22 protein-coding genes are annotated in these 19,239 nt (G+C 45.3%); 19 read left to right on the top strand and 3 right to left on the bottom strand.

Annotated elements, in window-relative coordinates; all coding sequences use genetic code 11:
- Positions 1-183: 183 nt before the first annotated feature.
- The 4 genes from DXC01_RS11270 (at position 184) to DXC01_RS11250 (ending at position 4,331) form a co-directional block, all read left to right on the top strand.
- A complete protein-coding gene (locus tag DXC01_RS11270; RefSeq protein WP_147399631.1) occupies positions 184-564 on the top strand; it encodes a hypothetical protein in 381 nt (126 codons plus the stop codon).
- A 212-nt stretch (positions 565-776) separates the two neighbouring features.
- Entirely contained in the window at positions 777-1,370 is a 594-nt protein-coding gene (locus DXC01_RS11265; RefSeq protein ID WP_147399630.1) for a hypothetical protein, read from the top strand.
- A 410-nt stretch (positions 1,371-1,780) separates the two neighbouring features.
- Positions 1,781-2,845, top strand: coding sequence for a DnaJ C-terminal domain-containing protein (locus DXC01_RS11255; protein WP_199704999.1), 1,065 nt, complete (start codon positions 1,781-1,783; stop codon positions 2,843-2,845).
- A 235-nt stretch (positions 2,846-3,080) separates the two neighbouring features.
- Positions 3,081-4,331 carry a CDP-alcohol phosphatidyltransferase family protein gene (locus DXC01_RS11250; RefSeq protein WP_118252172.1) on the top strand — a complete coding sequence of 417 codons (1,251 nt, stop codon included), beginning with the start codon at positions 3,081-3,083 and terminating at the stop codon, positions 4,329-4,331.
- Position 4,332: 1 nt separating this feature from the next.
- Here DXC01_RS11250 and DXC01_RS11245 read toward each other — a convergent pair whose 3' ends face one another.
- The 3 genes from DXC01_RS11245 to DXC01_RS11235 are packed head-to-tail and all read right to left on the bottom strand — an operon-like array spanning position 4,333 to position 7,491.
- Positions 4,333-5,838, bottom strand: a complete 1,506-nt coding sequence (locus tag DXC01_RS11245) for an ATP-binding protein (RefSeq protein WP_118698925.1) — start codon at positions 5,836-5,838, stop codon at positions 4,333-4,335.
- 29 nt (positions 5,839-5,867) lie between these two features.
- Positions 5,868-7,103 (bottom strand): vWA domain-containing protein, encoded by a 1,236-nt coding sequence (locus tag DXC01_RS11240; protein ID WP_118698924.1) that lies wholly within the window; start codon positions 7,101-7,103, stop codon positions 5,868-5,870.
- Between the two features lie 52 nt (positions 7,104-7,155).
- A complete protein-coding gene (locus DXC01_RS11235; RefSeq protein ID WP_118698923.1) occupies positions 7,156-7,491 on the bottom strand; it encodes a hypothetical protein in 336 nt (111 codons plus the stop codon).
- 135 nt (positions 7,492-7,626) lie between these two features.
- Here DXC01_RS11235 and upp point away from each other — a divergent pair, with 135 nt between their 5' ends.
- The 15 genes from upp (at position 7,627) to atpD (ending at position 19,239) form a co-directional block, all read left to right on the top strand.
- The gene (upp, locus tag DXC01_RS11230) at positions 7,627-8,256 is read left to right on the top strand and encodes a uracil phosphoribosyltransferase (RefSeq protein ID WP_022213948.1); all 630 of its coding nucleotides are present in this window, start codon (positions 7,627-7,629) and stop codon (positions 8,254-8,256) included.
- A gap of 10 nt (positions 8,257-8,266) precedes the next feature.
- Positions 8,267-8,899, top strand: coding sequence for an endonuclease III domain-containing protein (locus DXC01_RS11225; RefSeq protein WP_022213949.1), 633 nt, complete (start codon positions 8,267-8,269; stop codon positions 8,897-8,899).
- Positions 8,900-8,970: 71 nt separating this feature from the next.
- On the top strand, positions 8,971-9,888 hold the full coding sequence (locus DXC01_RS11220; RefSeq protein ID WP_022213950.1) for a ketopantoate reductase family protein: 918 nt from the start codon (positions 8,971-8,973) through the stop codon (positions 9,886-9,888).
- Between the two features lie 21 nt (positions 9,889-9,909).
- Positions 9,910-10,383 (top strand): acyl-CoA thioesterase, encoded by a 474-nt coding sequence (locus tag DXC01_RS11215; protein ID WP_022213951.1) that lies wholly within the window; start codon positions 9,910-9,912, stop codon positions 10,381-10,383.
- A gap of 38 nt (positions 10,384-10,421) precedes the next feature.
- Positions 10,422-10,880 (top strand): metallophosphoesterase family protein, encoded by a 459-nt coding sequence (locus DXC01_RS11210; RefSeq protein WP_118698922.1) that lies wholly within the window; start codon positions 10,422-10,424, stop codon positions 10,878-10,880.
- A gap of 149 nt (positions 10,881-11,029) precedes the next feature.
- Positions 11,030-11,272, top strand: a complete 243-nt coding sequence (locus DXC01_RS11205; protein WP_022213953.1) for a hypothetical protein — start codon at positions 11,030-11,032, stop codon at positions 11,270-11,272.
- A gap of 22 nt (positions 11,273-11,294) precedes the next feature.
- Positions 11,295-12,305 (top strand): helix-turn-helix transcriptional regulator, encoded by a 1,011-nt coding sequence (locus DXC01_RS11200; RefSeq protein WP_118252167.1) that lies wholly within the window; start codon positions 11,295-11,297, stop codon positions 12,303-12,305.
- On the top strand, positions 12,289-13,257 hold the full coding sequence (locus DXC01_RS11195; RefSeq protein ID WP_118698921.1) for a biotin--[acetyl-CoA-carboxylase] ligase: 969 nt from the start codon (positions 12,289-12,291) through the stop codon (positions 13,255-13,257). The genes DXC01_RS11200 and DXC01_RS11195 overlap by 17 nt, the downstream gene beginning before the upstream one ends.
- Before the next feature lie 190 nt (positions 13,258-13,447).
- Positions 13,448-14,113 carry a F0F1 ATP synthase subunit A gene (locus DXC01_RS11190; RefSeq protein WP_118698920.1) on the top strand — a complete coding sequence of 222 codons (666 nt, stop codon included), beginning with the start codon at positions 13,448-13,450 and terminating at the stop codon, positions 14,111-14,113.
- Between the two features lie 40 nt (positions 14,114-14,153).
- Positions 14,154-14,378: an ATP synthase F0 subunit C gene (gene atpE, locus DXC01_RS11185; RefSeq protein WP_015540752.1), complete on the top strand. Its 225-nt coding sequence runs from the start codon at positions 14,154-14,156 to the stop codon at positions 14,376-14,378.
- A 40-nt stretch (positions 14,379-14,418) separates the two neighbouring features.
- Positions 14,419-14,919 carry a F0F1 ATP synthase subunit B gene (gene atpF / locus DXC01_RS11180; protein WP_022213957.1) on the top strand — a complete coding sequence of 167 codons (501 nt, stop codon included), beginning with the start codon at positions 14,419-14,421 and terminating at the stop codon, positions 14,917-14,919.
- Complete coding sequence (gene atpH / locus DXC01_RS11175) at positions 14,900-15,403, top strand: ATP synthase F1 subunit delta (RefSeq protein WP_022213958.1); 504 nt, start codon at positions 14,900-14,902, stop codon at positions 15,401-15,403. The genes atpF and atpH overlap by 20 nt, the downstream gene beginning before the upstream one ends.
- Positions 15,404-15,408: 5 nt before the next feature.
- A complete protein-coding gene (atpA, locus tag DXC01_RS11170; RefSeq protein ID WP_022213959.1) occupies positions 15,409-16,923 on the top strand; it encodes a F0F1 ATP synthase subunit alpha in 1,515 nt (504 codons plus the stop codon).
- Positions 16,924-16,948: 25 nt separating this feature from the next.
- Positions 16,949-17,845, top strand: a complete 897-nt coding sequence (atpG, locus tag DXC01_RS11165; RefSeq protein ID WP_022213960.1) for an ATP synthase F1 subunit gamma — start codon at positions 16,949-16,951, stop codon at positions 17,843-17,845.
- Positions 17,845-19,239: a F0F1 ATP synthase subunit beta gene (atpD, locus tag DXC01_RS11160; RefSeq protein ID WP_118252163.1), complete on the top strand. Its 1,395-nt coding sequence runs from the start codon at positions 17,845-17,847 to the stop codon at positions 19,237-19,239. Before atpG ends, atpD begins: the two co-directional genes overlap by 1 nt.

Genomic DNA, 19,239 nt, shown 5'->3' with positions numbered 1-19,239 from the left:
ATAAGATAGCACATTTTGTTGAAGTTTCTTTATATTTTATTTTATCTAGCACAACAAGTAAAGTTAGGGTGATTCTTAATCGGATGGTAATTTTGATAAAAAAGAGATTTAAAGATTGATGTAAAAAACTACATAATGCTTCAAAACTATATTTTCGTTCCACTTGATATATTCCGAAAAACCATGGAAAATAAGGGTATAAGCAACAAACTGGATGCATGGCTGGCATTCCTGAGCATGGATTCCCCGGAAATGATCATGGAACTGTCCAGCAAGTATCCAGAGTTTAAGGCAATGTATGAACATGTATATAACATATGTCAGAACGTGGAGAAGGTGATGAGCATGTATTCAGAAGAATTAAAAATCCTCGACCAAAATACGGTAAGATACATGGTAGATCAGATGCAGGAAGAGATAGACAGTCAGAGAGCGCAGTTGAACAGCCAAAAAGAGCAATTGGTTAGTCAGAAGAACCAGTTGGAAATAAAAGATAAACAACTGGAACAGCAGGAGAAAGAATTACAGAAATTACGCCGTATGCTTGCGGAAAAAGATAAATGAGAGAAAATATGAGGCTGCCTTTATATAGGTGGTCTCATAGTTCTCTGCAGAGATTTTGACTAATATAAAAAATTTGGAACAAATATGTAATTTTTATAGACTATAATATATTCATAAGACAAATGAATGAAGGAGGGGCAGCACAAAATAAGAGCTTTGTAAAAATTGGATCAGACTTTGGAAAAATTATGCCAGGAAAGAGAGGAAAAGGAATGAAACGAAGTATTTTATCAAGGATGGCAGCATTTTTGTTGATTTTTGTACTGGGATTTGCTGTAGTAGCAGGAAACAATGTTTCGACGGTAGAAGCGGCAGCCAGAAGTTCTTCCATCAACATGAACATTTTCAAAAAGAAAAATGTACGGACTTATCTTCAGGATATGTCTTATGCAGGCGGAATTAATTTTTCCGGGCAGACGCAGTTAAAGAAGAATCTTCCTAAAATTGTCCGTCGAGATTTCCTGTATGCAAACTGGAAAAAATACAAACGTTATCGAACGGGAGTAGATATGCTGGTTCCGAAAAGCGTTGTCCTCAAACATATACAGGATACCTACGGAATCAAAGTAAAAAGTGTGAATCTCCCGGTAAAAAAGGGAAAGTATCTGCTCAAAGAATTGTGGTGGCAGAGTGAAACTGTGATGAAATATTACAACGCAGTCCGCACAAAAACAGGAGCTACGATCACGATCAGGGGCAGTTTGTTTGGCAGATATGCAGGAAAAGAAGTGATTACAGTAAAACCTGCACGAAATTCGATGGGATTTGTAATCACATCCATGAGATATTATAGAGCAGGCAGGTAAAGTTTATTCCGCTTGACATATTCCGAAAAACCATGGAAAATAAGGGTATCAGAAATAAACTGGATGCATGGTTAGCCAAAAAGAGCAATTGGTTAGTCAGAAGAAGCAGTTGGAAATAAAAGACAAACAACTGGAACAGCAGGAGAAAGAATTACAGGAATTACGCCGTATGCTTGCAGAAAAAAATAAATGAATGAAGATGGGAAAGAACAAAACAGGGGCTACGATCACGATCAGAGCCAGGTTGTTTGGCAAGTATGCAAGGACAGGAAGCAAAAATCTTTCCGCACCATCTTGACATATCAAAAATCGAGTGTTATATTACAAATAGAACAAAAGACAAGGGCAGGGGATGCGGGAGTTTATGACCGCATCTTCTTTTCTATACGAATATAACCGGAGGTGGCATTATGGCTAAGAGAGATTATTATGATGTCCTTGGGGTCGGAAGAAATGCCGATGCGAAGGAGATCAAGAGAGCATACAGGAAACTTGCGAAGAAATATCATCCGGACATGAATCCGGGGGATAAGAATGCGGAACAGAAGTTTAAAGAGATCACAGAAGCATATAATATCTTAAGTGATGACGAGAAGAAGAAACTGTACGACCAGTATGGTTTCGCGGCCTTTGAAGAAGGTGCAGGTGCCGAAGGTGCTTATGGCGGAGGCCAGGGATTCCATGGTCAGGGTGGTTTTGGTAGTGGATTTGGCGGCTTCGGCCAGGGCGGCAGCGGCTACCATGAATACCATTTCGAAAACGGCAACATGGGCGATATGGGAGATATTTTTGGGGATATCTTTGGAAATATGTTCCATGGTCAGAGCGGCAGTCAGAGCGGCAGCTTCGGAGGGCAGGGCTTCCACAGCCAGAGCGGATTTGGCGGCTTCGGCGGAAGAAGTACGCAGGCAAAGGGCAGTGATCTTCACTCAGAAGTAAGCGTCAGCTTCGAAGAAGCAGCCTTTGGATGCGACAGAGTGATGAGGCTGTCTGATCCATCTGGAAATGGCGTTACCCAGACACTTAAGGTACATGTCCCGGCAGGCATCGAAGATGGCAAGAGCATCCGTCTGAAAGGAAAAGGAAATCCGGGATTCAATGGCGGTCCTGCAGGAGATCTTTTCCTCAAAGTCAATGTGGCATCGAAACCTGGCTTTGAGCGTAAAGGAATGGATATCTACACAACAGCAAATATTCCATTTACAACAGCCGTATTTGGCGGCGAAGCCAAAGTCACCACCCTGTACGGCGATGTGATCTGCAAGATCCCGGAGGGTACACAGTCCGGACGTAAGATCCGTCTGAAAGGCAAAGGAATTGTTTCTATGAAAGATTCTGCTGTCCACGGCAATCAGTACGTAACTGTACAGATCCAGGTACCGCAGAACTTAAGCCCGGAGGCAAAAGAAAAGCTGAGAGAATTCCAGCAGGTCTTGCGTAAGGATACACAGAAGAGAAGAGGAAGTGCAGCATAAAGCACTTCCTCTTTTTGTATCTGTGTCGAAAACGAAAGAATTTCTTATTTTTATCTTAGCTTTATGAAAAGAGATTATGAAATTTCTGTAAAATCGGATATTTTGGGCATTTTGTGGATTGATTAAATCTTATAAATAGGTATATTATACCTACAGATAAATGAAACAAGAATGTAATGACTGAAACAATAAATTGCCCCTGGCATGCAGCCAGCATATTCGGAAAGGTGATATTTTGAATTATCTGAAGAAATCAAAACATTTGTGGATGATTCCGCTGTATGGGATTTTTTATATGGTATCCTTTATGCTCGTAGAGCGAAGCGATGTGAAAATACATATCATCCATTCGCTGGCAGATGACAAAATCCCGTTCTGCCCGTATTTTATTATTCCATATGTGATGTGGTACTTTTTTCTGATCGGTACAGTGGTTTATTTCGTGCTGTTCTGCCCGGGCAAGAAGGAATATTATCAGTATATTGGCACTCTGGCAGTGGGAATGACCTTGTTCATTCTGGTTTCCTATGTTTACCCGAACGGACAGAATCTTCGACCGGATCTGACCGGGGAGAGCGGTATTTTTATTTCAGCGGTCAGATTTTTGTATAAGATCGACACGCCTACGAATATTTTTCCAAGTATCCACGTATTTAATTCTGTGGCAAGCTGTGTAGCACTTTTCCAGAATGAGAGATGCAGGAAAAATAAAGTATTTACAGCAGCACAGACAGTTCTGACAGTGTCTATCATCATGGCAACCATGTTCTTGAAGCAGCACTGTGTTTCAGATGTAATGACAGCACTGATTCTGAATATCCTGTGTTACCAGCTTTTCTACCGTGTGATTCCGGCAAGGCAGGAGAAGCTTGCAGAAGTTTTTACACGTAAAGAAATCCTTACCGTACCGAATCTTCTGAGTCTTATCAGACTCGGACTTGCGATTCTTTTCCTTGGAATCTGCGAGAGACATGGTATGAGAGGAAACAGACCGGCTCTGACCATGATCATCCTGGCAGCGGCAGCGACCGACTTCCTGGATGGAAGAATTGCGAGATCCTTTAATCAGATCAGCAGGATCGGAAGACTGCTTGATCCACTGGCAGACAAGGCAATGCAGGCAGTGATGCTAGCGTGTCTGATATCACGTTATCCGCTGGTGAAACTTGTGATGATCCTGTTTGTGATAAAAGAAACATACATGCTGGTCGTAGGCTGGAAAGTCATTATGGAGACCGACGCGACCGGGGAAGCTCAGTGGCATGGCAAGCTGAATACAGCAGTTACTTATGTAGTTGTGATGATTTTGACAGCAGGAGTCAGACTTCCGTATTCGACAGCCAATGTGCTGATCGGGGCTTGTGCTGTGTGCATGACGATGTCCTTCGTAATGTACGGGGCTGAATTCCGCGAGGCACTGGAGCGCAAAAACGGTCTGATGGGACCGAAATACCGTAGGAACCTGAGCGGCAGAGACTGGATCTGAATCAGGAGTGCCTTTCAATTTCCCGGAGTAATGTCTGCCGTTTCTCCTGAAACATCAACTGTTCACTGTAATGAAAATAAGGCTCGCATCCAAAAGTGCTGATAAACTGTACCGCCTTTGGATTGTGGCTCAGATCTGAAGTCAGGAAAAGAAGTTCCGGTCCATCTTCAAAGGCTTCACTTGCAAAACGATATCCATTTTCCAGTGCGAGAGAAGTTTGTGCGGCAAGATTTTTGCGATTATCTACCTCGTCACTCAGGGCATCCCTGAGAATGGCGAGGTTTTTTTGTGGATCATTCACCCGCTTCTTACGTGTTTCGACAAGACAGCTTTCCAGAATTTTTGTGATCTGTTCGTTCTGCTCATAGTCCGCAGAAGAAATAAGATGATTTTCCAGCTTAACTTTCAGAGCCTGTTTTCGCTGTATAATGATTTCATCGAGTGTTTCTTCGCGCAGCAGGGCGGCACGGATCTGCTTCAGCGTGTCGTGGAGTGCTGTTGTAAACTGATCTTCTTTCTGGAACTGCTGGAAAAAACTGTTCCACCCATCGAGAAGAAGCCCCGCGACAGAGATTTTTTCATCGGTGGAAGCTTGCTGTACGAGATTACAGCGGTCCTGAAATTCTTCCTCAGAGATACGGCCGGAGAGCAGTTCCGGAATCCGGTAGTCCTGGCGGTATTTTGCATAGAGATCATAATATCCGGCAAAATCCCTGGCAGTTTCCGGTTCCTGAAGATACTGCAGGACCAGGTCTGCGTCCGGTGTGAGATCAAGATCCTCATATCCATACAGAATGGAAGAAAGATCTTCCCATCCTCGTGCTGTGACGAAGCGGACACCGGAAGCAGTGTTTTCTACATGATAGAAACGATCATTATGTAAACTTAAATAAGAAAGGATCGCCGGATGGATGCCCTTTGCCCAGGCATATTCCTTCCACACGGCGAAATCGGGTTCCACATCGATCCGTTTCACACGGTCCAGCGTGACAATGTCGAATTCGCGGGCAGATTTGTTATATTCGACAGGGTTTCCGGCGGCAACAATGACCCAGCCTTCCGGGACAGGATGTGTGCCGAAAGTTTTGTTCTGGAGAAACTGAAGCATGGTCGGGACCAGAGTTTCCGATACGCAGTTGATCTCATCAATGAAGAGAATCCCCTCCTGGCAGCCACTTTTTTCAATCGTTTCATAGACAGAGGCGATGATCTCACTCATCGTATATTCGGTGATGGAATACTCTTTGCCCTGATAATTTTTCTTTACGATAACGGGAAGGCCTACGGCACTCTGGCGGGTGTGGTGCGTGATGGTATAGGCGGTAAGACCGATTCCACATTCGCGGGAAATCTGTTCCATGATGGCAGTCTTGCCGATTCCGGGTGGCCCGATCAGGAGAACCGGACGCTGACGGACAGAGGGCATGAGATACTGTCCGTGCGCGTCTTTACGAGTGTAGATCTGTATCGTGTGGAGAATTTCTTCTTTGGCTTCTTTGATATTCATAGCGTGATCCTTTCTGGATATGCGTAGGTTCAGGATTTTTCAGCATCAAGATATAACTTTACAGCCCATGCAGGAACTTTTTGGTGCATGGATTTTTCTTTATAAAAAACAAAAGCGGTTTCGTAGTCGGTGGCTTTTTCCGGATAGATCCCATCGCCGTCTGTGAAATAGAGAAGTCCCTTGAGATTTTTGAGTTTCCGTTCTTCGCGGAGCTTTTCCACGTATTCAAAAACAGGTCGGAAATCAGTTCCGCTGCGCCCGTGGATACGAAGGTTCTGCAGATAATCCTGCCAGTCTTTTTCACAGGTAATATGTGCCACATCCTGTATAAAGCAGTCACATTGGATGATATAGAGGTTCATTTTGCGGAAAAAATTCTCCTGGTCGCTGAGGATTCCATAAGTTTCTTCCATAAATCGACGGACGGTGTCTGCTGAGCAGGAGCCGGAAGTATCGATCGCGATGACAAGCTCCTCAAGCCGGGTGACTTCCTGGTACTCGAGATATTCGATCAGAGGGATATTTCCATAATGATCAAGCCCGAATATATAGGGAATATAGTCGAAACTCTGGGCATCGGTATGGATTTCTTCCCTGTGGACGGCAAAACGTCTGAGAAAATGGTGAAAATCGTATTTGCCTTTTTCCTCGACAGAGAGTTCTTCCACCTGATTTCCGGGAGCACTGCCGCGTCCGCTGTTGCCGTACAGCCCCATGCCGGCGGCACCGGACATACCACCGAGAGTCTGTCGGATCGTCTCGAGGAATTTCTGGCGGTCGGTGTATTTCCAGAAGTTGTGATCGTCAAGTGGAGTGATGGGTTCAGCTTCAGCAGAAGGTTCTGACGAATCTGGTTGAGAGGAAGAATCTGAGACGGCTGCGTTCTGGAATTCCTGATAGATTTTCATCGGGTCACGTTCCCTCTTTTCATTCTGAAGGATCCTCTGGACAGCCGCATCACAGGCGAGATCCCAGAGTCTGCGATCCGGTGGCACATCCATGATGAGATGAAGGAACAGGCAGTGATACAGCATGTGCAGAAAAAGCTCCTCCAGTTTCGTGGATGATTCCTGGAAGCTTTTTATTACAAAATCAGGGTTGAAATAGATATTCCTGCCGTCAGTTCCAGCAGTTTCGGTATCTTCAGATTCTTTAAAAGAAAAATTCCACAGAAGTTTCCGAAAAAAGGGATATTTTACGGAAAGCTGTTCCCGCGTGAAGTCCCAGATCTTCTGATAAAGGGAAAAATCGCCGGAAGGTTTCATAAACAAAATCCTTTCATACTATAAAATGAACTTCAAAATAAAAGTCAGATTTTCAGAGAGAAAAATCTCTGTCATGAAATCCGAAGGAATCTTTTTTTAACCGGAGAAGAAAAGCAAGGATCTCGGTCCGTCCGCAAATGGAAGCTTCCTGGATAAACTGTTCCAGTGCGGGAGCAGTCAGCGGGGCAAAAGCGCATAAATTGCGGATACGTGCCAGATCACCGCCATGGATCAGTTCAGTCATGGCAGGACGGAAACGGGTCCGCAGATAACTCTGATAGCGGGCTTTCCAGTCAGGATCCTCTGTTTCGATAAAGCGTTTCAGGGCAATTGTAAGTTTCTGCTTCTCCTGCCCGGAAGAGAGAAAAATCTGCTCATAATCAGTCATAAAATTGCTCCTAACATAAGATAAATATAAGTTAAGTGTAACATGTTTGCGGTGGTTGTCAATAACTGAGAAATAGGGTATAATCACCATAGAAAATGTAGAAAATTCGATACAGAATCATCTATGGAGGTTGAAATGGAGAATGTATTTATTATGGATCATCCGCTGATCCAGCATAAAATTTCTATGCTTCGTAACAAAAATACAGGAACAAATGAATTTCGTAAACTGATCGAGGAGATCGCAGTACTGATGGGATATGAGGCACTGAGAGATCTTCCACTGGAAGATGTTGAGGTAGAGACACCGATCGAAACCTGCATGTCACCTATGATCGCAGGCAAGAAGCTGGCTGTTGTTCCGGTACTTCGTGCCGGACTTGGAATGGTCAATGGTATCACTACACTTGTTCCGTCTGCAAAGATCGGACACATCGGACTTTACAGAGATCCTGAGACACATGAGCCGCACGAATATTACTGCAAACTGCCGGATCCGATCGATCAGCGTCTGATCGTTGTCACAGACCCGATGCTTGCAACAGGTGGTTCTGCTGTGGACGCAGTCAGAATGATCAAGGAACACGGCGGCAAAAATATCAAATGCATGTTTGTTATCGCAGCACCGGAAGGATTGGAGCGTCTCCATAAAGAGCATCCGGATGTACAGATCTATGTAGGACATCTGGACCGTGAACTGAACGACCATGCATACATCTGCCCGGGACTTGGCGATGCTGGAGACCGTATTTTCGGTACTATCTAAGGAGCGCAGAATGACCAAAGAAGAACTGGCACTGGAAGTGATCGACAGACTTAAGAAGGAATACCCGGATGCAGGATGCACACTGGATTATGACCAGGCGTGGAAGCTTCTTGTGAGCGTGAGACTGGCAGCCCAGTGTACGGATGCGAGGGTCAATGTAGTCGTAGAGGATCTTTATGCAAAATATCCTGACGTAGCTTCTCTTGCAGCAGCAGAACCGGAGGAGATCGAGGCAATCGTCCGTCCCTGCGGTCTTGGCAAGAGTAAGGCGAGGGATATCAGCGCGTGTATGCGGATCCTTCATGAGCAGTACAATGACAACATCCCGACCACATTCGAAGAACTTCTCAAACTCCCGGGTGTAGGACGCAAGAGCGCAAACCTGATCATGGGAGATGTCTTTGGCAAACCGGCGATTGTGACAGACACACACTGTATCCGTCTGACGAACCGTATCGGTCTGGTTGACGGCATCAAGGATCCTAAGAAAGTGGAGATGGCTCTGTGGAAGATCATTCCGCCGGAAGAAGGCAGTGATTTTTGCCATCGTCTTGTTTGCCACGGAAGAGAAGTCTGTACTGCACGGACAAAGCCATATTGTGATAAATGCTGTCTGGAGGATATCTGCCAGAAGAATATATAACGACCAGGCTCCTCACTATATGAGGAGCCTGTTTTGAAACATAATACAAGTGATCAAAGGAGGAATCTGGTGTGAAATACGCAATCATCGGGGCAGGAGGAACCGGAGGGACTCTTGGATTTTATCTTACAAAAGCAGAAAAGGACGTAACTCTGATCGCGAGAGGCAGCCATCTTGAGGCGATGCAGAAACAGGGACTTACCATGAGGCAGCTCTGGGATGGAAAAGAAGAAACCATTCCTGTCAAAGCATGCCGGATGGAAGAATACACAGAGCAGCCAGATGTGATCCTGGTGTGTGTCAAGGGCTATTCCCTGACGGATCTGATCCCGGATATCCGCAGGATTGCCGGACCGGAGACAGTAGTTCTTCCAATCCTGAATATTTATGGAACCGGCGGCAGATTACAGAAAGAATTTCCGGATCTCACCGTACCGGATGGATGCATCTATGTATCAGCGGCGATCGAGGAGCCGGGAGTGATCCTTCGCCATGGCAAGATCCTTCGAGTTGTTTTTGGCGCGCGGACTCCTTCTGAAGAGACAGAAAGCATGAGAGCGATCGCACGGGATATGGCATCCGAAGATCTGGAAGTGATTCTTTCACCGGATATCCGCAGAGATGCGATGGTGAAGTTTTCCTACGTATCACCGATCGGAACGGCAGGTTTATATTACAATGCCACGGCAGTTGATTTTCAGCAGGAAGGCGAGAAACGTGAGATGATCTGCGAACTGATGCGTGAGATCGTTAATTTGTCCCATGCAATGGGAATTGAATTTGAAGAAGACCTTGTGGAACGAAACCTCAGGATCCTTTCAAATCTCGCACCGGAATCAACAACATCCATGCAGAGAGATGTTATGGCAGGAAAGCAGTCTGAGATTGACGGACTTGTATATGAAGTTGTGCGTATGGGCAGAGAATACGGCGTGCCGATGCCGGAATATGAAAAAGCAGCCGCACAGTTTCAGAAACAGGGATTATAGTTATAAGAAAAGAGAAAAAATATGAGAAAGATGAAACATATGGAGGATTCCCGTACCGAAAATACTTATCTCATCATGAATAAGCACATCAACGGTTACGGCAGGCTCTTTGGCGGAGTTCTGATGCAGTGGATCGATGAGATGGCGGGGATCGTAGCGTACAGACATGCAGGAACGATCGTGACGACTGCCTGTGTGGACAATCTGAATTTTAAGGCAGGAGCCTATCTGGGAGACACCGTGGTCCTGATCGGAAAGCTGACTTACGTCGGAAGAACTTCCATGGAAGTACGGATCGATACTTATGTAGAAAGTCCTGACGGAACACGCAGGGTCATCAACCGTGCCTATGAAGTCATGGTCGCACTGGATGAAAACGACAACAAGGTCGAAGTTCCCGGTCTGATCGTTGAAACGGAATCCGAGAAAGCTGAGTGGCTCGGGGCACAGAAGCGTAATGAACTCCGAAAGGAAAGACGCAGAGAGGGCTACTGATAATATCATCAGATCTGAAAGAAAGGAAGTGACATCATATGGCAAAAAAAATTGGCATCATTTCAGACACTCATGGTTTATTAAGACCGGAAGTCCTGGAAATCCTCAAAACATGTGACTGCATTCTGCATGCAGGTGATGTGGACAGACCGGAACTTCTTGACAGGCTCCGTTGCCTTGGTTCCATCTATGTCGTAAGAGGAAATAATGACAGAGACTGGGCTGAGGGGATTGCAAAGACACTTCGTTTCACTATAGAAGGTGTGAAATTTTTTATGACACACAACAAAAAAGATGTGGCATGGGAGCTTGGCAGTGCCCAGGTCGTGATCTTTGGTCATACGCACAGTTATTCTGAAAAAATGGTCGACGGCAGATTGTGGCTGAATCCGGGAAGCTGTGGAAGAAGCCGTTTTGGGCAGGAGGCCACGATGGCTGTCATGAGCGTGGATCAGGGGACGTATCATGTGGATAAAATTGTGTTCGCAAATAAATAGTGAACATATATTCTGAAATTTAAGTTCGTCCCGTTTTATTGGACATTTAATATGAGATACTCTTTATATCGAAAAGATGTTCGGAAAATATGTTCAGAACAAATATTCGAAATTCTCAAACCATAATACGATATAAAGGGGATCTTACTATGATGAACACAGCAGAAACAGCAAAGAGACACTACGAGACAGAGAACAGAGAGAGCCATACAGAGAAGAAGAAATTTTCCAATGTCATGGCAATGATACTCGGAATACTGGTAACAGTGGAGATCATGATCCTGGGTGCCATGGTCATGAAGATCGATGTGCATTCTGCTGACAGGATTGCGATGGCACTGGCATTTGTGGTAGTATATTCCGGTGTGGTAGCAGCACTGACTGACAAGTAATAAGAAGGATAACAGACAATACATGCCGAAATCATTTAACCAGAAACTCAAAATATTATACCTGATGGATGTGCTGCTGGAGCGGACAGATGAGGAGCATCCCATATCTGCGAAGGATATGGCACAGTATCTCAGAGGATACGGGATCAGTGTCGAGCGCAAGACAGTTTACGATGACATTGAGGCACTGAGGATCTATGGACTTGATATCCGCAACCGCCGTGGGAAGGTTGGCGGTTTCTATATAGCGAACCGGAAGTTCCAGCTTCCGGAAGTGAAGTTCCTGATGGATGCAGTACAGTCTTCCAGATTTGTCACACAGAAGAAATCCAGAGAACTGCTCCGCAAACTGGAGAGCCTTGTTATCCCGGAAGCTGCAAAGAAACTCCGTGAGCAGCTTTTTATCGAACCAGGCAATAAGACAGTCAACGAGGAGATATACAGCAACATCCAGACGATCTATGACGGCATGTCCAGGAACAGACAGATCCGTTTTCATTATTACGAATGGACTCTGTCCAAGGAACTGAAACCCAAGAAGAATGGAGAGTGGTATCAGGCCAGCCCGTGGAAGATGATCTGGAAGAATGAGAATTACTATCTTCTGGGACTGGATGAGCGAAGCGGAGTTGTGAAGCATTATCGCGTGGACAAGATGATGCAGGTAGAGGTAATTGAGAAGCAGAAGAGAAATGGCGGCAATATTTTCAGGGATTTTGATCTCGGGAAGTTCTCTTCCAGTACTTTCGGGATGTTCGGAGGGAAGGAGAGAAGTGTCCGGATGGAGTTTGAGAATCAGTTTGTAGGCGTTGTGCTTGACCGTTTTGGTCAGGATGTCATGCTGATCCCCAAGGATGAGAATCATTTTTCCATGCAGGCACAGATCAAGGTCAGTACACAGTTTTTTGGCTGGCTTGCAGGACTGGGTACAGGAGCCGTGATCGTATCACCGGAGAATATCCGCAGGGAATATGTATCATTTCTCAAGAAGACCCTTAAGAATTATGGAGAGAAATATGACGGTAAAATCTAAACTTTTAGGAATATTAGAACAGCAGAAGGGGGAAACTCTTTCTGGAGAGAAACTTGCCGAGGAACTTCACTGTACCAGAGCTGCGATCTGGAAGGCGGTGAAGTCCCTGAGGGAAGAAGGATATACAATAGAGGCAGGACAGAATAAGGGCTATATGCTGGTGAAGGACAGTCATCGTCTTTCCATGGAAGCAATACAGCCCTTTTTAGTTTCACCGGAAGTTTATCTGAAGGTATATCAGGAGATCGACTCGACCAACCGTGCCGCGAAGGAAGCGGCGGTAACCGGACTTGCCGGTCATGGTGGATGCGTTGTGGCAGGGAAGCAGACAGCAGGAAGAGGACGGAGAGGCAGAAGCTTCTATTCTCCGGAGGAAGCAGGACTCTATCTCAGTGTTATCCTTAAACCTCGCGGGAGCCTCAAGGAGAGCCTTCTGCTCACCGCAGAGGCGGCTGTGGCAGTCTATAAGGCTGTCCTTCGGATTACTGGTATCTCACTTGGAATCAAGTGGGTGAATGACCTCTATTACAATGAGAAGAAGGTCTGCGGCATCCTGACAGAAGCTGTCACAGACTTTGAGAGCGGAGATATTGACTTTGCCGTAGTTGGGATCGGGCTGAATCTGTATGAGGCAGAGGGCGGATATCCGTCTGAGATCAGGAATGTCGCCGGAGCCCTGTATGAGAACCGGGAAGCGGCAGCAGGACTGGATCGTAACCGTCTTGCCGCTGAGATCATCAATGCCCTTCTGGAAGAGACAAGAGAGCTGCGTTTACCTCCTGAATATATCCAGCAGAATCTTGTCCCGGGAAGGGAGATCCAGATCGTGGACGGGCAGGATATCCGTAAGGCGAAGGCACTGGAGATCTGTCCGGACGGAAGGCTCAAAGTACAGGAGTCTGACGGCTCTTTGTCTATTTTAGCCTATGGAGAGGTCTCACTTATAATATGAAGTTATATTTAATATAATTGTGCAAAGTGTATAGGATCGGCTGATCTTTTTGGACAAAATGGGGAGAATGGATATTGACTTTTTTTTGACAAAGCGTAAAATAAAGGCATCAAATGACAGACCGGTATGACCAATATGTTGGTTCGGTCGGAGAAAAGGAGGGAGAAAGACGGGGAATTTATCAGCCACATTGGCAGAAGAGCTTGAGAGCAAGACATTGTTTACGATACCAGTGTTCGGCGGAATACCGATTGCAGAGAGCGTCGCGGTTACCTGGGTCATTATGGCCATTCTGGTAATACTTTCTCTGATACTGGTTCGAAATCTTAAAGTCGAGAATCCAGGCAAAAAACAGCTTCTTCTGGAATCAGGAGTAAGTTTCCTTCAGGATTTCTTTGTGGGAATTCTGGGAGAAGAGGGAAAACGGTATGTCCCTTATCTGATGTCAACCGTAATTTTCATTGGAATAGCCAATATAGCAGGTGTGTTTGGGTTTACACCACCGACAAAGGACATGAATGTTACCATAGCATTGTCGCTTATGAGCATTATTCTGATCGAATATGCAGGATTTCATAAGAGAGGACTTAAGGGATTCCTTAAGAGCTTTGCAGAGCCTGTGCCGATCATGCTTCCGATCAATATTCTGGAGCTTGCGATCAGACCAACATCTCTGTGTATGCGATTATTTGGTAATGTTCTGGGAAGCTTTGTTGTAATGAAATTGCTTGAATTTATATGTCCGGCAATTCTTCCCATACCGTTCAGCCTGTATTTTGATTTCTTTGACGGATTCATACAGGCTTATGTATTTGTATTTTTAACATCCTTGTTCATCAAGGAAGCAATCGAGTAAGACAAAAGAAAATTGGATATCTATTCAGGAGGAAAAAAGTATGTCAACATTAGTAGCAATCGGAGCAGCTATCGCAGTTCTTACAGGTATTGGAGCAGGTATTGGTATTGGTATCGCAACTTCCAAGGCAGTTGAAGCTATCGCAAGACAGCCGGAAGCAGAGAGCAAGATCAGTAAGAACCTGCTGTTAGGATGTGCCCTTGCCGAGGCAACAGCTATTTACGGTTTCGTAATCGGACTTCTGATCATCATCATGCTGGGCTAATGATAAAGAACCGAAAAATACAGAGAGGCAGGTGGACCAGGTGATAAAAATTGACATCAACCTTGTCTTTACGATCATCAACCTGTTAGTTCTTTATTTATTGATGAAGAAGTTTTTATTCGGACCGATCATCAAAGTGATGGACGTAAGAAAGGCTATGATCGATCAGCAGTTTGCAGGAGCAAAGGAGCAGGAGGATCAGGCGAAGGCACTTAAAGAACAGTATGAGGGTGCATTGAAATCCGCCAGAGAAGAATCCTTCCAGATTATGGAACAGGCCAGAAAAGAGGCCAAAGCACAGGCAGACAAAACTGTGGAAGATACACAGGCAAAGGTATCTGCAATGCTTGCCAAAGCGCAGGAGGACATCAACACAGAGCGCGAGAATGCTATGCGTCAGATGAAAGATGATGTTGCCTCTCTTGCTATGGAAGCTGCCGGTAAAATTATTGGTAAAAACAGTGGAGCAGACCAGGATTTATCCTTGTATGACCAATTTATAGAAAAAGCAGGTGATCCAGATGACAGTGACCGCCGTTAATTATGCAAAAACTCTGTATGACCTTTCTGTTTCCAGAAAGGTCATACAGAATACAAAAGAAATATTTCGGAAGGTTCCTGAACTCGCACAGAGTCTGAAGAACCCATTGGTACCATTTGAGATCAAGGAAAAAGTGATCGACAGAGTGATCCCTGAGGAAATGAAGAGTTTCATCAAGGTCGTCTGCAAGCATCACAGAATTGATCTGATCGAGGAAATTTTTGAAGATTACGAAGAACTGTGCCGACAGCATGAGAAGACCATACACGCAGTCATGCGTTATGTAACAGCACCGAAGGATGCACAGCTTGATGGTATCAGAGCATTTTTATGCCGGGAATTTGGGGCGCAGAAAGCCGAAATAGAAATGATAGAAGATAAAAGCCTGATCGGAGGATTTGTCCTTCTGGCAGGCGGAAGCGAATATGACTGGAGCCTGCGGGGACGTTACCGCAAGCTGGAACAGAAATTGACCCGGAGGTGAACACGTTGAGTGCAATCAATCCAGATGAGATTATTTCCATTCTGAAAGAAGAAATAGAGAATTATGATGAAATCAGCCAGAACCAGGAAGTAGGAACGGTCATTTCCGTAGGAGATGGAATTGCAACTGTTTATGGAATTGATCACGCTATGTATGGCGAGGTTGTAGTATTTGAAAACGGACTCAAGGGAATGGTTCAGGATATCCGTACAAACAGCATGGGATGTATTCTGTTTGGTAAGGATACCGGAATCAAGGAGGGAACCAAAGTAACCAGAACTGGTAAACAGGCAGGTATACCTGTAGGTGATGGTTTCGTTGGACGAATCGTCAATGCTCTTGGAGCCCCGATTGACGGAAAAGGTGATATCAAAGAACAGGATTATCGCCCGGTAGAGAATCCGGCACCTGGAATTATTGACCGTAAATCCGTAAATGTACCGCTGGAAACAGGAATCCTTTCACTTGATTCCATGTTCCCAATCGGACGAGGACAGCGAGAACTTATCATTGGTGACAGACAGACCGGTAAGACTTCCCTTGCAATCGATACCATCCTGAACCAGAAGGGTAAGGATGTGATTTGTATTTATGTGGCAATCGGTCAGAAGGCATCTACGGTAGCCAAAGTTGTATCCAACCTTGAGAAATATGGAGCTATGGAATATACCACAGTATTTTCTTCAACAGCAAGCGACTGTGCGCCGCTTCAGTACATTGCTCCTTATGCAGGAACAGCACTTGCAGAGTACTTTATGTACAAAGGCAAGGATGTCCTGATCGTATACGATGATCTGAGCAAACATGCAGTTGCATATCGTGCACTGTCACTGCTTCTGGAGCGTTCTCCGGGACGTGAAGCATATCCTGGTGACGTATTCTACCTTCATTCCAGACTTCTGGAGCGTTCCAGCCGTCTGAGTGATAAGCTGGGCGGAGGTTCCATTACAGCACTTCCGATCATCGAGACACAGGCAGGAGATGTATCCGCATACATTCCTACCAACGTAATTTCCATCACAGACGGACAGATCTTCCTCGAGAGTGACCTGTTCTTCTCAGGTATGAGACCGGCGGTCAACGTAGGTCTTTCCGTATCCCGAGTTGGTGGTGCAGCGCAGACCAAGGCAATGAAGAAAGCATCCGGAAGTATCCGTATCGACCTGGCACAGTACCGTGAGATGGAAGTATTCACCCAGTTCAGTTCCGATCTGGATGATGCGACCAAAGCACAGCTTGCTTATGGCGGATGCCTGATGGAACTTCTGAAACAGCCGTTGTGTAATCCACTTTCTCTCCACCAGCAGGTTATCACACTGTGGACAGCGACCCACAAGAAGCTGGTTCATGTGGATAAGAAGGCTGTGAAGAAATATCAGATGGATATGCTCGAATACTTCGACAACGTATATCCTGAAATCGGCAAAGAAATCGATGAGAGCAAAGTCTTAAGCGATGAACTCGGAGAAAAAATCCTTCAGGTTGCAGATGAATTCAAGGATCGTGCAGCCGCAAAATAAAGCAGAGATTGCATAGGAGGAACTTATGGCAAATGCAAGAGAAATAAAAAGCAGGATAAGCAGTGTCCAGGACACAATGAAGATTACCAATGCCATGTATATGATTTCCTCTTCCAAGATGAAAAAAGCCAAGAAGATACTGTCTGATACAGAGCCTTACTTCTATAATATGCAGGGGGCGATTGCCAGAATTCTTCGTCATGTTCCGGATATCCAGCATCCGTTCTTCAGCGTGCGTCATCTGATCCCACAGGAAGAACGTAAGATAGCGACCATAGTGGTAACCGGTGACAAGGGTATGGCAGGTGCTTATAACCATAACATCACCAGAATGACAGAAGAATTTATAGCATCTACACCTGGATATCATAAGCTGTATGTTCTTGGTATGGTCGGTCGTCAGTATTTTGGCAAGAAAGATGTGGACATGGATGGAAGCTTCCACTATACCGTACAGAAGCCGACCATGCATCGTGCAAGATTGATCAGTGAGGAAGTTGTAAGAAGCTTTCTGGAAAGAGAAGTGGATGAGGTGCATATCATCTATACACAGATGCAGAATGCAGTTGTGATGGAGCCGGTAAATATGCAGCTTCTTCCTTTAAAGAAAACGAACTTTTCGCCACTTGAGGTTCCGGTGGGCGTTCATCAGGAGGAGATAGAGATGTTTCCTTCAACAGACGGCGTACTGGACATTATGATTCCTAATTATCTGACAGGTGTGATTTATGGCTGTCTTGTAGAAGCATATGCAAGTGAGAACAATGCGAGAATGACAGCCATGCAGTCTTCTACAGACAGTGCAAAGAAAATGCTACAGGATCTTTCAATTCAGTATAACCGTGCACGTCAGGCAGCGATCACACAGGAGATCACAGAAGTTTGCAGTGGTGCGAAGGCCCAGAAAAGGAAGGGACGATAATGAGTAAAGGTAAGATTGTACAGGTCATGGGACCTGTTGTAGATGTTGTTTTTGAGAATGGCGATCTTCCGGATATCAAGGACGCCCTTGAAGTCGAAAACAATGGTAAGAAATGCGTTATGGAAGTTTCTCAGCATCTGGGAAATGATGTGGTTCGCTGCATTATGCTGAGTGCCAGTGAGGGACTTCAGAGAGACAGAGAAGTAGTTGCCACAGGAAGTGGAATCAAGGTTCCGGTAGGAGACTGCACTCTTGGCAGACTTTTTAATGTTCTTGGAGAGACAGTTGACGGTGGAGAAGCTCTGGATGATGCAGAGCGTTGGGTGATTCACAGAGATCCGCCAAGCTTCGAAGATCAGAAACCGGCCGTAGAGATCCTGGAGACAGGTATCAAGGTCATCGACCTTCTTGCTCCTTATGCAAAGGGTGGTAAGATCGGTCTGTTCGGTGGTGCCGGTGTTGGTAAAACCGTTCTGATCCAGGAACTTATCCAGAATATCGCTACAGAGCATGGTGGATATTCTATTTTTACAGGTGTCGGAGAACGTTCCCGTGAAGGTAACGACCTCTGGTCAGAAATGAAGGAATCCGGTGTTCTTGAGAAAACAGCCTTAGTGTTCGGACAGATGAATGAGCCACCGGGATCCCGTATGCGTGTTGCGGAAACAGGTCTTACAATGGCTGAATATTTCCGTGATACAGAGCACAGAGATGTACTTTTGTTTATTGATAATATTTTCCGTTTTGTACAGGCCGGTTCTGAGGTATCTGCACTTCTCGGACGTATGCCGTCTGCCGTAGGTTATCAGCCTACACTGGCAACTGAGATGGGTGAACTTCAGGAGCGTATCGCTTCTACAACTTCTGGTTCTGTAACTTCTGTACAAGCCGTATATGTACCTGCCGATGACCTGACTGACCCGGCTCCGGCAACAACGTTTGCACATCTGGATGCGACTACAGTACTTTCCCGTAAGATCGTAGAGCAGGGTATTTACCCGGCTGTTGATCCGCTGGAATCTACTTCCCGTATTCTGGAAGCTGATGTAGTAGGCGAGGAGCATTATGAAGTTGCACGTAGAGTACAGGAAATCCTTCAGAAATACAAAGAACTCCAGGACATCATTGCGATCCTTGGTATGGAAGAACTTTCCGATGAGGATAAGAATACGGTATTCCGTGCAAGAAAGATCCAGAAATTCCTGTCCCAGCCATTCCATGTAGCTGAGAACTTTACAGGTATTCCTGGTAAATATGTTCCGCTCAAAGAAACAATCCGTGGATTCAAGATGATCATTGATGGTGAGATGGATCAGTATCCGGAAAATGCGTTCTTCAACGTAGGAACCATTGACGAAGTAATCGAAAAAGCCAAAACTTTATCAGAAGAATAA

It is taken from the genome of Blautia sp. OM07-19 (assembly GCF_003481595.1).
Classification (GTDB): domain Bacteria; phylum Bacillota; class Clostridia; order Lachnospirales; family Lachnospiraceae; genus Blautia_A; species Blautia_A intestinihominis.
Note: the sequence above shows the minus strand (reverse complement) of the source record. Positions and strands in the feature narration are given on the sequence as shown.